The sequence below is a fragment of the Rudaeicoccus suwonensis genome (assembly GCF_007829035.1).
GTDB lineage: Bacteria > Actinomycetota > Actinomycetes > Actinomycetales > Dermatophilaceae > Rudaeicoccus > Rudaeicoccus suwonensis.
This window is the reverse complement of the sequence record NZ_VIVQ01000001.1, coordinates 615,665-629,947: the sequence shown is the minus strand read 5'-3', so window position 1 is coordinate 629,947 and position 14,283 is coordinate 615,665. Positions and strand designations below refer to the sequence as shown.

Genomic DNA, 14,283 nt, shown 5'->3' with positions numbered 1-14,283 from the left:
TCGACACCTCAGTCGGCGGAGGGGCCGAAGCCCGCGCGAGCGGGTTCGGCAGAGCGCGAGACGGAGTGGCTGACGTCACTGTCGTCGGTCTGGTCGGACGATTTATCGGAGGAGGTTTCGGGCACCGAGTCACCCCTGTCACGAGTGCCGGCAAGGCGGGCACGGCGAGTCAGCGGGGCATCGCCGTCGGAGGGCGTCACGCCATACCCGTAGGTGCCCCCGGAAACCTTGACGCCGTTGAGCACCACCCCGAGCACCCGGGCACCCACCTGCGAAAGGTTGCCCAGCGCGGTGGAGAACTGGGCGGTGGTGACGGCGCCGACACGAGCGACGATCACGAAGCCGGCGACGGCGGACGCGAGCGCGGAGGTGTCGGCGACCGGCACCAACGGAGCGGTGTCGACGATGACGAACTCGTAGTCCTGACGGCACTTTTCGAGCAGCTGGGCCATTGCGGTCGACTCCAGCATCTCCGCCGGGTTCGGCGGAATGGGGCCGACCGGCAGTACGTCGATGCCCACCGAGTTCCACGTGTGGACCGCCTCGTCGAAGTCGATCTGGCCGATGAGGACATTGGTGAGACCCACTGCGGAGTCGATGCCGACGAACTTGTCGACGGACGGGCGCCGAAGGTCCGCGTCGACGAGCAGGACGGTGTGGCCGGCCCGACCGAGAGAGACGGCGAGGTTGCCGGCGACCGTCGACTTGCCCTCGCCGGCGAGCGCGGAGGTCACGGCGATGACCGAGGCCTGACGCTGAACTTTCAGGAAGTTGAGGTTGGTGCGCAGCCGCCGGAACGCTTCACTGGCCGCGACGTCACCGCTGTCGGTGACCGCCAGCGGTCCGTCCGACTTCTTGGAGGACTTGGCGACCTGGCTGAGCAGCGGCCGGTCGGTGAGCGCCTCGATGTCCTTCGCGGAACTGATGCGGGTGTCGGTGAACTCGCGCACGAAGGCAGCGACGATGCCGAGCAGCAGACCGCCGAGGAGGCCGGCGAGCACATTGCGGGTCGTCTTCGGCGACGACGGCGAGGAGGGCTGCGAAGCGGTCGCGACCACCGTCGAGTCGACGGTGTTGCCGCCGCCGGTGTCTTTCGGCGACAGCGAGCCGACCCGCTGGCCGAGGCTGGAGGCGATGGCGTTCGCCAGCTCGGTGGCCTTCGGCGCCGAGGGATCGGTGACGGTGATCGTCAGCAGCACGGTCCCGGAGGTGACCGTGGTGCCGACCTGGCCGGCCAGCTGGCGCGAGGAGATCGGCAGTTTGTATTGCTCGATGACCGGGTTGAGGACCTCCGGCATACGTGCCAACTCGGCGTACGACTGCACCTGCTGCTGGGCGAACGTCGAACCGGCCGACAGGTCGGCGGCTGTCGTGCCGAACGGCAGCGAGAAGTAGACGACCGCCTTGGCGGTGTACTGCGGGGTCGCCGCAAGCGAGCTGCCCAGAGCGATGGCAACGCCGAGCACAGTGAACACCACGACGGATATCCACCGCTTGCGCAGCACGGCGAGATAGTTGAGCAGTTGCATCAGAGGTCCTCCCCTGTGTCGGATCGTGCATACGTCATGTGCGCCGGCTGCAACTGCCGGATCCCCTTGTCATGCCGACCTCGGCTGGGATCGGACATCAACCTCGCGGCTTGCGAATACACCGCCAGGCCGACCATGAACCAGAAGAAGATCTGATACTGCGTGATCAACGCGACGGTGAGAAGATTGGGGATCTGCGCCACCACCGCGATCGTCGCCGGAGCTGCTTGACGAGTGAATACAAGATAAATGCCGACCAGCAGCAGCGCCAGAGCGATGGCCACAGCCAAAAGCCCGTAGGTCAGCCCCATGAGGATGACCTCGCTGTCGATCGACCGGAATTGACCGAAGAACAAGGTGCCGTCCGGCGCGACGTGCGCGACCGATGACAGGCCGAGAGTGGAGATGTCAGGGATGAGTTCGGTCAGGCGCAGCCGGTAGTCGGCGCTGCCGGTTGCTTCGGTGCCGGCGTCGGCATACGTGTTGAGCAGCAGCGGCACCGCGATCACGACGATCAGACTCGTCGCCGTGACGACGAGCGCCCGCAACCTGGCGGTCATGTCATTGCGGCCGAGCAGCGAGAACCCGATCGCGAGCGCAGCGGACATCATGCCGGTCCGGCTGAATGTGACGACCTCGGTGGCCAGGATGAGAGTGACGATCGTCATCCGGTGACGCCACGGAATCTTCGCCGCGAGGACGAGAGGTATGGCGAGCGCCAGACTCGCTCCGAAGGCGATCGACTGCCCGAACGCGCCGTCGACGCGCAGCATGCCGCCGCGGATCTGCTGGGGCGACCATTCCAGGTAGGCGGCGTTGTTCATCTTCAGCATCAGGAACGGGTTCCACGACGTCGCGAACTCCATGAGCCCGAGCACGGCGACGATGCCGAAGAAGACTGCGACGCACCGGTAGATCCAGTCGATCCCGACCCGGACGGCGATCGTGCGGCCGACGAGGTAGCCGGTCAGCCACTGGGTGAGGACGTCGAAGGCAGCGGTCTTGGTGGAGGCGTGCACGGCGATCGGGGCCAGCCCGGCGATGAACAGCCCGCCCATGATCCAGTCGGCGACGGAGATGTATGACGGTCGCGCGGGCAGCAGAACCAGGACCAGCAGGATCGCCATGACCATGGCCGCCGAGAACGACACCTTGACCGTGACTTCGATCCAGCACGGGATGAAACAGATGACGGCGAACCATGCAAGCACGCCGAGTTTGGGTCGGGTCGCCAGAACACCGAGCACGATCGCGAGCAAGCCGGCGACCAGGATCAGCATCGACACCTTGTCCGCGGACAGCATCTTGCCCGGCGCAAAGGCCGGAATGGCCGTGATCACCGACCGCTCCTAGCCGATGACAGCAGCGCTGCAGGGGTACGTCGGCGGCGCCCGGTGCCACGCGCGTACTCCTCGACGACGACGCCGAGAGCGCCCACAGTCATGCCAGCGCCACGGAACGCGAGCCTCAGGCCACGGGCTTGCAACTGCTGTGAGCGCACGACGGTGCCCGCCAGGGCTTTCGCCGAACCGGCGCCGACCCGGGCGGAGCCACCGGCGACGAGTCGTGCGCTGACGGCCCGCCGCTTCCGCGGATTGCCGGCGAGTTCGCGCTCGACGAGGCTGCTGGTGTTGCCATGGCTGAGAGCCCGTTTGAGGACCCAACTGCGCCGTGCGCGTGCCGCGGGCACCAGGTCGGCGACCACGGACTCCTCACACCAGACGATGCGCAGTCCGGCTGCCGACATCCGCCGGGTGAGCAGCGTGTCCTCGCCGCCGGCCAGCCCGAACGGGTCCTCGAATCGCAACCCGACCGCACGCAATTGCTGCAGGTCGAGCATCAGATTGTTGGCAGGAGCGACGGTCCGCAGCGTGCCGGTGGGCTCGTGCGCCCGCACGAAGAAACCGCCCGCGACGATCCAGGGGTCCGGAGTCTGCTCATAGTCGGGTATGACGTAGCCGCTCACCGCTGCCGCGCCCGTGTCCGACCACGTCGCGATGAGACTGGAAAGCCATCTTTCACAAGGCATTTCGTCGTCGTCGATGAAAGCCAGCAACCGATGGTCGCAGCCTTCGTCGATGGCACGGTTGCGCGCGGCCGCGATGCCGGGGATCGGCTCGACGACATACTGCACTCCGGGGACGTCGGCCTGCGTGACGGCGTCACGGGCGCTGCCTTCGGCATCGTTGTCGACGACGAGGATCTGCGGGGAGGTCCCGTCAGCCACCAGATGCCGCACCGCCTCCGCCTGACGCCGCACCTCGGCCAGCAACGGGGCGAGACGCTCAGGGCGGTGGAATGTCGGTATGGCGATGACGACCGAGGGAAGATCGGTGGTCGCGCCGGAAGTCACTGCCGGCCCCCGACCTCGCTCAACGTTCGACTGCTGACGGCGGCGACCGATCGCCGATACAGATCGACGTGTGCCTGCGCAGCCGGCGCCCACTCACGAGCACTCAGATCCGGCCGCGCGGCAGGGGGTTCCCGGCGCAGCCGATCCAGCGCGTCGCACAGGACCTCACCGGTGAGTGCACCGGCATACAGGTGCACCCATCCCGGCCCGACCTCGTTGCTGAGCTGACGGTTGACCTCGTTGTCCTGCATGAGGACGGGGCGGTCGAGGGACAGCGCGGCCAGTGCGCTGCCGGAGTTGTGCATGTGGGTGTGCGGCAGGACCACGATCTCGGCGCGGCTGACATGCTCGACGAGTTCGCGGGTGTCGAGGAAATCCAGTTGCAGGGAGATCCGCGGATCGTCGGCCGCGAGATCCAGCAGGCTCTGCGCGAGTTCGACGCTGGAGGGCTTGCCTGCGATCGCCAGCGTGAGCTCCGGGTGATCCGCGACCGTCTGCCCGAAGGCTGCGATGAGCGTGTCCAGGCCCTTGTATCTGCGGAGCAATCCGAAGTAGGTGAGACGACCTGGCTCGGACGCCGGACGCTCGAACGGGGCGTACCACGGCCGGTAGTGCCCATGCACGATAGTGGCCACCGGGGTGTCGGCGGGAACAGGAGTCTGAGGGTTGAGGCGGACGCGACCGACCGTGCGTCGCTCGAACAACTGCAGCAGCAGGCGCTCGCGGCGACTGATGCCTTCAGGGAGTTCGAGATTGTGCACAGTCCGAACGATAGCTGTGTGTTGCGCAGTCCACTTGAGCAGCAATGCTGTGAAAAGCATCTGGCGCACCGCACGCCGCATCGGTGTCGGACCCGCGACAAGGATCTCCGGCCAGTGGGCGTGGAAGACCGCATGACGCTGGGTCAGGGCCTCGCGCCAGGAGAACATGCGCAGATCGACGTCGGGGCGCTGCCGCAGCTCGTCCGCAAGCATGACGTTGTAGGGGTTGGTCGTCGGACGGGGACGAGGCACCGACTGCAGCACAACGATGCGGTCGGTCGAGGTCGCAGCGTCGGCCGGACCGGAGTCTGTGACCGACTCGGCGCGCCGCCCACGCCGGGCTGCGAACAGCCGGCCGGCGCCGTCGATCAGACCTCTGCCGGCAGCAATGACCGGCATCGGCGATGCCAGCAACTGCCGACGGCCGCCCTGCAGCACGACCTGCCAGGCCTCCTGCGGGGCGGAGCGCAGCCAGGCCGCGGCTTGTCGGCGGTCACCGTGGATTCCCACGAACAACAACCTGTTTCGGACCATGTAGCGGTAGTAGGTCGTCGATTTGGCGACGTCGCTGGACCGGTGCTGGGTGCCGCCCTCGTCGTGCACTGCTTCTGCGTCATGCATCACGGTCACCTCGCCTCCGGCCTCCTGAACACGTACCGACAGATCGACATCCTCCCAGTAGAGGAAGAAACGCTCGTCGAATCCGCCCACGCGCGACCAGAGTTCACGGCTGATCAGCAGACACGCGCCGCTCAGCCACGGCACCACGGGGCCGTGCACCGGCCGTTTGGTGCGGACCGAACGGATACGTCCGACCGCCGTTTCGAGTTCATGCCCGTCGGACCACACCGAGCCGTCAGGACGTCGGATGACCGGAGCCACCATGGTGAGCGGCGCGGCAGCAACTGCAGCCCGCAGGATGTCGAGGTCGGCCTGGTCGATGCGGGCGTCCGGGTTGAGCATGAGCACCTGGTCGGCGCCGAGCTCGAGGGCGCGCACGACGCCGCGATTGACGCCGGCACCGAAACCCGGGTTGCCCGGAGGACAGACCAGGTGCCAGCCGTGTTCCTCGCACAGATCACGGATGGCGCGCCGCTCGACTGCCCCGCTGTAGTTGTCGACGACGACGATGATCAGCTCGGGATCCTGCTCGTGCAGCGGCACAAGGTTAGTGCGCAGCAGCCGGTGTGAACCGAAGTTCACAACGACCACTGCGCACTTCGTCACCGCCGGAGGCGCGGTGACCCGCGCCTCCGGATCAGCGACTGTCGGTGAGCCTTCGCTCACGGATGCCACCATCGGCTGACCGCACCCAGCGAACGAGCGTTCGCCTTGGTCACTGTCGTGAGCTTTTGCAGCTTCGACTTGGTCGGTGCAGGCCGGGTGACCTTCGCCGGGATCATCTTGCCGCCGACCCGCACGTTCGCCTGCGCGGCGAGCGGGACGGTGGATGCGTCATACACGGTGAACCCGCTGAAGGTGGCCGTGACCGGTGCACTCGTGCTGCTGCCGGACAGGTACGCACCGAGGCCGACTGCGCCGGGCACCTGCATCGCCGCCGTCGTGTCGGTCGCACTGACCTGCCATGCGCTGGGCTCGGTGGTGCCCGCAGCCCACACCTTCGCCTGCAACGTCGTCGGGCTCGTGCCCGTGGCGTCGAAGCGGATGTTGAGTGCCTGGCCCGGCTGGACGGTCAGTCCGGAGATCACCGTCAGCGGAACGGCGGCAACCTCGGTGGAGCCGTCGAAACGGCTGATGCCCAGGGCGACGGTGCCGTTGGCACGGACCTGCACCTTGGCGCGGTAGTCGCCGACGTTCTTGACCCACCGGCCGATCACGTAGATGTACGCACCGTTGCCAGTGAGGGCCTTGTTCAACGCGACCGTCACATGCTCGTCGGTGTTGATCGTCGAGACCGACTTCAGGAAAGCGCTCGGGCTCGCACCGGCCGTCGCCAGCGGCATCACCGCTGCACCAGGAGTGATCGAGAACCCGGTGCCGCTGACAGCCCAGGTGCCACCGCTGTCGGCAACACCCCAGCCTGAGGCCACTGTCCGGTTGAACGCGTCGGACGCGATTACCGTCGGTGCCGGTGCGACGGTCACACTCTGCGTGGTCGAGTTCGTCAACCCCGCAGCATCAGTCACCGTCAACGTCACCGTGTACGTCCCAGCAGCGGCATACGTGTGCGTCGCCGACGAACCAGAACCATCAGCAGTGCCATCGCCCCAATTCCAGTCATACGAGGCAATCGACCCACCAGCATTCGGATCCGTCGAACCCGACCCATTCACACTCACACCCAAACCACTGGTGCTCGCCGTGAACGACGCCGTCGGAGCCTGCGCAGGAGCAGTCACCGTCACACTCTGCGTGGTCGAGTTCGTCAACCCCGCAGCATCAGTCACCGTCAACGTCACCGTGTACGTCCCAGCAGCGGCATACGTGTGCGTCGCCGACGAACCAGAACCATCAGCAGTGCCATCGCCCCAATTCCAGTCATACGAGGCAATCGACCCACCAGCATTCGGATCCGTCGAACCCGACCCATTCACACTCACACCCAAACCACTGGTGCTCGCCGTGAACGACGCCGTCGGAGCCTGCGCAGGAGCAGTCACCGTCACACTCTGCGTGGTCGAGTTCGTCAACCCCGCAGCATCAGTCACCGTCAACGTCACCGTGTACGTCCCAGCAGCGGCATACGTGTGCGTCGCCGACGAACCAGAACCATCAGCAGTGCCATCGCCCCAATTCCAGTCATACGAGGCAATCGACCCACCAGCATTCGGATCCGTCGAACCCGACCCATTCACACTCACACCCAAACCACTGGTGCTCGCCGTGAACGACGCCGTCGGAGCCTGCGCCGGGACGCTGCCGCCGCCGGCCGCGAACTGGTTGGCCACATCGGTGGCGCTCAACTCGTGCGAGTAAGCGGCCACTTCGTCGATGGTGCCGGCGAAGTAGTTGCTGCCACTCCAGGCGGTGTTGCCACCGACGCGCCAGTAACCGGAGTACGACTGCGCCTGTGTCTGGGCGTTCGTTGCCACGACAGCGCCATCGACATACAGGGTCATGCCGTCCGGGCCCTGGGTTGCGACTACCTGGTGCCACTTGCCGTCGTTGTAGGACAGCGGTGAGGTCGCCGAGTTGATACTGCCGGTCCAGACGCCGAAGTTGAGCTGACCGGAGGGGGTCATCCAGATCTCGCGGTCGTAGTTCGAACTCAGGCCGCTTTGCTGGTCGCCGTAGCTCATCAGCACTCCACCGGAGGTCGTCGTCGTCTTGAACCACAACGACTCGGTGTAGACCGTCGGCGCCTGCGCCATCGTCGTAGAGCCGATCGAGCCGGACTGGCCGTCGAAGGTCACGGCGGTGTTGCTGGTGCCCGGGATCTGGCTGGCGGTCGCCGCGTAGGTGACGCCGGTCGAGCTGTAGACGCCGTTGTCCATGTTCGGGCTGGTGTCGAACGCGGTCGGACCGGACGACTCGTCGAGACGCCAGTACAGATCCGGGTTGGCGTTGTAGACCAGCTTGCCGTAGGCGTCGGTCGGAACCGGCTGCAGGTTGAGCACGCCACCGCCGTCGGTGTAGTGCGTCTGAACCTGTTGGATGCTCAACGCTGTCGGGTAGATCGCCACGTCACCGATCGACCCGGCGAAGTAGTTGCTGCTCGGTTGGTTGGGCCAGCCGGCGAGCTGGTCACCGCCGATCCGCCAGTAACCGGTGTACGGCTGGAAGGTCGTGGCGCCCGAGTTGGTGCCCACCTTGCGGCCGTCGACATACAGCGTCATGCCGTTGGTGGCACTCAAGGTGGCGACCACGTAGTGCCAGTTGCCGTCGTTGTAGGTGTTGGCACTCTGGATGGTCTGGGTTCCGCCGTTGTAGACACCGAAGATCAGGTGTCCGGCGTTGTCCATGTAGATCTGTCGGTCGTAGTTGCCGCTCAGACCGGTCTGGCTCGATCCGTACCCGACGATCTTGCCTCCGGAGGTTGTGGTCGTGTTGAACCATGCCTCGATCGTGAGCGAATTCGTCGGGGTCACAGTCGAATTCGTGGCCACAGCTCCGGTGGAGGTGCCGTTGAATGTCGCCGCGGTGGTCGGGTCGCCGCTGAGCGGACCGGGGGTGCCGAAGGTCACTCCCGACTGAGCTGTGGCGTCGTTGAAACCGACATTGTCGTAGACCGTCGGGCCGGCGCTCTCACCCATGCGCCAGAAGTCGCTGGCACCGTCCTGACTGACATCTCCGGCATATTTGCTCGACGATGCCGTGCCTGGGGTGACGCTGTTGGTCGCCGGTAACGTCAGTGTGTTCCCGAAGGGATCACTCGCCACGACCGTATAGGTGTAACTGCCGCCCGCGGGTGCAGTCGTGTCGATGAAGCCGACCGTCGGGTTTGTCCAGTAGTTGGAGTTCTGCGTCGTGGTGTACACCGGCGCTGTCGTGCCGGAGCGGTAGACCTTGTAGTACAGGGTGTTGTTGTCCGGATCCCACGGCAACTGCCAGCTCACCCGGATCGAGTTGCCGGCCAACGGAATCGCCACCGGGTTCGTGGAACCGGTCGCGGCGACCGGGCCCATCTTGTTCGGCGCCAGACTCGAGATCGCGAACCGGGTCAGGCCCTGCTGTGACTTGTAGTTGACGCCGGGGAACTCACCGCCGAGGGCGATGTACTGCGAGTTGCCGGTGACCGACCAAGCCGCTTGGTCCTGGCCGGTGTAGGTGCCGGTGTACAACTGTGGGAACCATTGCAGCAGTGAGGAATCCGGAATTCCCGCGTAGTTCCAACCGTATTCGTCCGGGCCAGAGTTGGTGCCGGTCGGATAGGTCGTGAACGCCAGTGCGTGGCGCTGGTTGATCGCCCACGGGTTGCTCTGCGGGAAGGCACCGATCATCTGGCAGTTGTGCGCGTGGCTGACGGTGTAGAGCACCTGCCCGACCGGCAGCGTGCCATAGGTGTCGCCCTGGCAGTCGTTGAGCCAGTTGATCGCGCCGGTGTTGGGATTGAGTGCGAACGTGCCCTCAAACGTGGCACCGGCACCATAGGCGAAACCGCCGCCGTAGATCTGGTTGCCATCGGTCGTGAGCGTGTCGATCGCGCCGTTGTTGTAATCCTGGATCGTCGCGTTCGCAGCCCACGGCTGCACTGCGCCCGTGGTCGCGTCGACGGCGCCCATGCCGTAGACCGACTGGCCGCTAAGCGTGCTGAACTGGCCGCCGATGACGACCTTGCTCTGGTCGGGCGTGATGACCATGGCCCAGACGTAACCGTTGTCGGCCGTCGGTGCCCACGGCAGCATCGTGCCGTTGGACGCGGTGAACGCCGCCAGCCGGGTACGGGCGACACCGGCCGCGCTCATGAACGCACCACCGGCATACACCGTGGTGTTGGTGGCGACGATGGCACGCACCTCGCCGTTGATCGACGGCGCGAACGAGGTGTCGAGTGCACCGGTCGCGGTGTCGAACGCCGCGATGTGCGAACGAGCGATGCCGTCGACGGTGGTGAAGTCACCGCCGACATAGACGCGCGAGCCGTCCGGTGACGCGGTGATCGTCAGGCCCTGCGCGTTGAGCACGTGGTTGAACGAAGTGATCAGGTTGCCGGTGGTGATGTTGTAGGCGATGAGATTGCCCACGTTGATCTGTCCAGGACCGTTCAGTGCCACACCCGGCGGGCGGGCCGTGGTGAAGCTGCCGGTGGCGTAGACGATGTTGCCCACCGTCACCTGACTCCACACCACACCGTTGATCTGCCAGGTGGGCAGCGCATCTGCGCTGACCGTGGCGGGGGTGCCACTCGGCGGGGCGGTGTCGGCCTTCGCCGCCGGGCTGACAGTGATCATGCCGAGAGCCGCCAACGCGAAGACGAGGATGGCGACCGAAAGCCGCGTACCCGGGCGGCGAAGTCCTGACGGACCGTGAGCGTTCATGCTTGTTACTCCAGGAATTGTGCAGAAAGCAACTGAATGGGTGGAGGTGGCAACCCGGGATGGCCCGGGCGGCCGGTTGACTTACTGCACCGAACCGGTGAAGTCCGCCGCTGCGTATGTCCCGTCGAAGTCGACGGTCATCGTGTTGTGCTTCAGGCCAGCTGAAGGGATCGAGAAGACGTATGTCGCGGTCTGCGAGGCCCCCGGTCGCACCGAACCGCTGAAGTCGACGGCGGAGGTGTTGTAGACCGGTGATGCGATGCGCGCCGGGCTGCCGTAGGTCATCTGGACGACGACCTGCTCAAGGTTGATGGTCGACTTCGAACCGTTGGTGAATTTCACCGTCACCTCCGTGATGGGCGCATTGGCGAAGACTCCCGGCCCCTGGCCGGTTTCCTTCGCCTGCTTGATCGAGGTGATCGTCAGGACGACACCCGTCGGATACGTCACGGATGTGTCGAAACTCGCCGTCGCCGCAGTGATCGTCGGGTGCGGCGTCTTACCGTCCCGGACCACGGGCTTGGCGGCCCCGGCGAGCGGACTCGACGGCGCGGACGCGGTACCCGACGACGATGGGTAGGCGCTGGCGGAAGCTGAGCTCTGCGTGCCGGCGGACGCGGTACTACTGGCGGACGCCGCGACCTTGCCGGACGAGCCGCAACCGGCGCACAGGCCGACGACGGCGACTGCGGCCACGAGCGACAGACCGCGCGCCGTGCGACGGCCGGCGCGGCCAGCGGTCGGCACCGTGTCCTGCGTCTGTCCAGCCGACCTCGAACGGCGGGTGACGCCATGCGGCGTAGTGCTCATCAGATCTCCCCTATACGAGCGTCCAATACGTATCCGAGGCGAAAGCTTACGGGACGATTCGAGAACTTCTGACCACTTTCAACCACTTGACAGGAAAGTCTCTGGACCGTCGTCCCATACGAGCGTCTAAACACGGATAAGAATAGGTTTACTGAGGAAATCCTGACAGATGGCAAAACCGGTTCACCAAGAGAGCGTCAACCGTTGGTGCGCAAGCGGATTCGCACGTGGTGCGCCGTCAGCGACGACGACTGGACGCGTCCGTGGCGGGTCCGACGGAGGGTCGCCGCGACGCCCGCGGAGCGGGCGGAAGATCGTGGAAAAAAACTTTCGTCAGCGGCTGTGGACGACGTTCTGGGCATCGGCAAGGTCCCGCTGCAGCAGCAGTTCCGTCGCCTCGACCGCAGCAGGGATGAGAAACTCAAGTTCCTGGCGCTGGGTCGACGCGAAGTCTTTCAACACGTAGGTCGCAGCATCCATCCGCCCCGGCGGCCGTCCGATGCCCACGCGCACGCGCAGGTAGTCGCGACTGCCCAGTGATCCGGAGATCGACCGCAGTCCGTTGTGGCCGCCCTCGCCGCCACCTCGTTTGAGCCGCAGCACGCCGAAGTCGATGTCGAGTTCGTCGTGGATGACGATGAACCGGTCCAGCGGCACCTTGAAAAACTTCATCAATCCGCTCACCGGACCGCCGGACTCATTCATGTACGACCCAGGAACCGCGATGATCGCCCGCTCTCCGGCCAACTGGATGGAGGCGGCGCGAGCGTGCGCCTTGTGTGCACGCAGGGCGACGCCGGCATCCTGCGCCATACGTTCGATGACCATCGCGCCGATGTTGTGGCGATTGCCGGCGTAGGTGGGGCCGGGGTTACCGAGCCCCACGATGAGCCAGGGCGCGGTGTCGGTCACAATCAGCGAGTATGCCGCAGCGGGTGTGCAGGCGTTGAAAGGCCCGGTCGTCCCGCTGCAGCGGGACGACCGGGCCTTTGCGCAACAGGCAGGACGCCTGGGACTCAGTCCTCGGTCTTCTCCGCGTCCTCGGCGGCCGGGGCGTCGCCCTCGGCGGCCTCGTCATCGGACTCGTCCTTCTCGATGCCGGCCTCAGCCTCGGCTTCGGCCAGTTCCGCCTCGAGCGCCTCGGCGGTGACCTGCGCGGTGACGTTGACGACCAGCAGTTCCTCGTCGGCGGCCAGGGTGACGCCGGCGGGGAGGGTGACATCCTTGGCCAGGATCTGGCTGCCGGCCCCCAGGCCCTCGACGGACACCACGACGGACTCGGGGATGCTCAGCGCGTCGGCCTCGACCGACAGTGTGCCGTTCTCGACGACCACGTTGGTCTCGGGGGCGGCTTCGCCGTCCACGTGCACCGGCACGTCGACGGTGACCTTCTCGCCGCGCTTGACGATGACCAGGTCGACGTGGTCGATGACAGGCTTGATCGCGTCGCGCTGCACGTCCTTGGCCAGAGCGAGCTCTTCCTTGCCGTCGAAGGACAGCGTCAGGATCGCGTTGGCGTTCTTGAGAGCGAGCATCGTCTCGTGGCCCGGCAGGGTCAGGTGGACCGGGTCGGTGCCGTGGCCGTAGAGCACGGCCGGGATCTTGTTGTCGCGACGGATGCGGCGAGCCGCACCCTTGCCGAACTCGGAGCGCAGCTGCGCGTCCAGACGAATTTCGTGCTGAGCCATGGTGATTCCTTACGTTCGTGAACGATGTGGGGTCTCATGCCTCGACGCGGGACGTGGCGCGGGCGGATGAACAGAGGCCGGATCGGGGCGCAGACGACATACCGGATGTCGATGGCACCTTGTCGATCACGGACGTCCACGCGACGTCCCTCGCCGAGGCAACGCCGACGATCGTATGACGTGGGGCCGCCCGCCCCCAAATCGAAACGACGACTACGGGTGCCTCAGGCCTGGAACATCGAGGTGACCGAGCCGTCCTCGAAGACCTCGCGGATGGCCTGCGCGAGCAGCGGCGCGATCGACAGTGGGGTGAGCTTCTCGAAGCCCTTGTCCGCTGTGATCGGCAAGGTGTCGGTGATGATCACCTCACGGGCGACCGAGTCCCGCAGCCTGGCCGCCGCCGGATTCGAGAAGATCGCGTGGGTGGCCGCGATGACGACGCTGGCCGCGCCGTCAGCCATCAGCGCCTCGGCGGCATTGCAGATCGTGCCGCCGGAGTCGATCATGTCGTCGACCAGGATGCAGGTGCGTCCCTCGACGCGGCCGATCACACGGTTGGCGACGCTCTGGTTGGAGCGCGTCACGTCGCGCGTCTTGTGGATGAACGCCAGCGGCGCGTCATCCAGGCGCTTCGACCAGGCCTCGGCGACCTTGATGCGGCCGGCATCCGGCGAGACGATCGTCAGCTGCTCACGGCCGTACTTGCGCGCCACGTAGTCGGTGAGGATCGGCAACGCCTGCAGATGGTCGACGGGGCCGTCGAAGAATCCCTGGATCTGGTCGGTGTGCAGATCCACCGCCATCAGCCGGTCGGCGCCCGCGGTCTTGAACAGGTCGGCCATGAGTCGCGCGCTGATCGGCTCGCGGCCACGGGACTTCTTGTCCTGACGGGCGTATCCGTAGAACGGTGTGACAACCGTGATGCGTTTGGCGCTCGCGCGCTTCAACGCATCCACCATCAACAGGTGCTCCATGATCCACTTGTTGATCGGTTCGGTGTGGCTCTGTATGACGAAGGCGTCGCACCCGCGAACCGACTCCTCGAAGCGCACATACATCTCGGTGTTGGCGAAGTCACGCAACTCCGTCGGCACGAGTTCGGTGCCGAGGTCGGCGGCCACGGCCTGCGCGAGCTCGGCGTGCGCACGCCCGGAGAACACCATGAGGTTCTTCTCGGTGGCGCGCTTCATTCCAGTCGACATC

General features: G+C 65.9%; 9 protein-coding genes. All 9 read right to left on the bottom strand.

What is annotated here, in order from left to right; all coding sequences use genetic code 11:
* Positions 1-8 precede the first annotated feature (8 nt).
* The 9 genes from BKA23_RS02960 to BKA23_RS02920 all read right to left on the bottom strand — a co-directional run bounded on the left by BKA23_RS02960 (position 9) and on the right by BKA23_RS02920 (position 14,282).
* Positions 9-1,529, bottom strand: coding sequence for a tyrosine-protein kinase domain-containing protein (locus BKA23_RS02960; RefSeq protein WP_145225332.1), 1,521 nt, complete (start codon positions 1,527-1,529; stop codon positions 9-11).
* A complete protein-coding gene (locus tag BKA23_RS02955) occupies positions 1,529-2,869 on the bottom strand; it encodes a hypothetical protein (RefSeq protein ID WP_145225330.1) in 1,341 nt (446 codons plus the stop codon). The genes BKA23_RS02960 and BKA23_RS02955 overlap by 1 nt, the downstream gene beginning before the upstream one ends.
* Entirely contained in the window at positions 2,866-3,882 is a 1,017-nt protein-coding gene (locus BKA23_RS02950; RefSeq protein WP_145225328.1) for a glycosyltransferase family 2 protein, read from the bottom strand. Before BKA23_RS02950 ends, BKA23_RS02955 begins: the two co-directional genes overlap by 4 nt.
* Positions 3,879-5,930: a glycosyltransferase gene (locus BKA23_RS02945; protein WP_170226345.1), complete on the bottom strand. Its 2,052-nt coding sequence runs from the start codon at positions 5,928-5,930 to the stop codon at positions 3,879-3,881. The genes BKA23_RS02950 and BKA23_RS02945 overlap by 4 nt, the downstream gene beginning before the upstream one ends.
* Positions 5,927-10,582 carry a PKD domain-containing protein gene (locus BKA23_RS02940; RefSeq protein ID WP_145225324.1) on the bottom strand — a complete coding sequence of 1,552 codons (4,656 nt, stop codon included), beginning with the start codon at positions 10,580-10,582 and terminating at the stop codon, positions 5,927-5,929. Before BKA23_RS02940 ends, BKA23_RS02945 begins: the two co-directional genes overlap by 4 nt.
* 81 nt (positions 10,583-10,663) lie before the next feature.
* Positions 10,664-11,392: a hypothetical protein gene (locus tag BKA23_RS02935; protein WP_145225322.1), complete on the bottom strand. Its 729-nt coding sequence runs from the start codon at positions 11,390-11,392 to the stop codon at positions 10,664-10,666.
* A 333-nt stretch (positions 11,393-11,725) separates the two neighbouring features.
* Entirely contained in the window at positions 11,726-12,307 is a 582-nt protein-coding gene (gene pth / locus BKA23_RS02930) for an aminoacyl-tRNA hydrolase (protein ID WP_145225320.1), read from the bottom strand.
* 101 nt (positions 12,308-12,408) lie between these two features.
* Positions 12,409-13,080 (bottom strand): 50S ribosomal protein L25/general stress protein Ctc, encoded by a 672-nt coding sequence (locus BKA23_RS02925; RefSeq protein ID WP_145225318.1) that lies wholly within the window; start codon positions 13,078-13,080, stop codon positions 12,409-12,411.
* Between the two features lie 224 nt (positions 13,081-13,304).
* Positions 13,305-14,282 (bottom strand): ribose-phosphate diphosphokinase, encoded by a 978-nt coding sequence (locus tag BKA23_RS02920; RefSeq protein WP_145225316.1) that lies wholly within the window; start codon positions 14,280-14,282, stop codon positions 13,305-13,307.
* Position 14,283 lies beyond the last annotated feature (1 nt).

Excerpts from the sequence above, each read along its gene's own strand:
- BKA23_RS02960 (WP_145225332.1), bottom strand. The coding sequence starts at position 1,529 with ATGCAACTGCTCAACTATCTCGCCGTGCTGCGCAAGCGGTGGATATCC.
- BKA23_RS02940 (WP_145225324.1), bottom strand. The coding sequence starts at position 10,582 with ATGAACGCTCACGGTCCGTCAGGACTTCGCCGCCCGGGTACGCGGCTT.
- BKA23_RS02935 (WP_145225322.1), bottom strand. The coding sequence starts at position 11,392 with ATGAGCACTACGCCGCATGGCGTCACCCGCCGTTCGAGGTCGGCTGGA.
- BKA23_RS02925 (WP_145225318.1), bottom strand. The coding sequence starts at position 13,080 with ATGGCTCAGCACGAAATTCGTCTGGACGCGCAGCTGCGCTCCGAGTTC.
- BKA23_RS02920 (WP_145225316.1), bottom strand. The coding sequence starts at position 14,282 with ATGTCGACTGGAATGAAGCGCGCCACCGAGAAGAACCTCATGGTGTTC.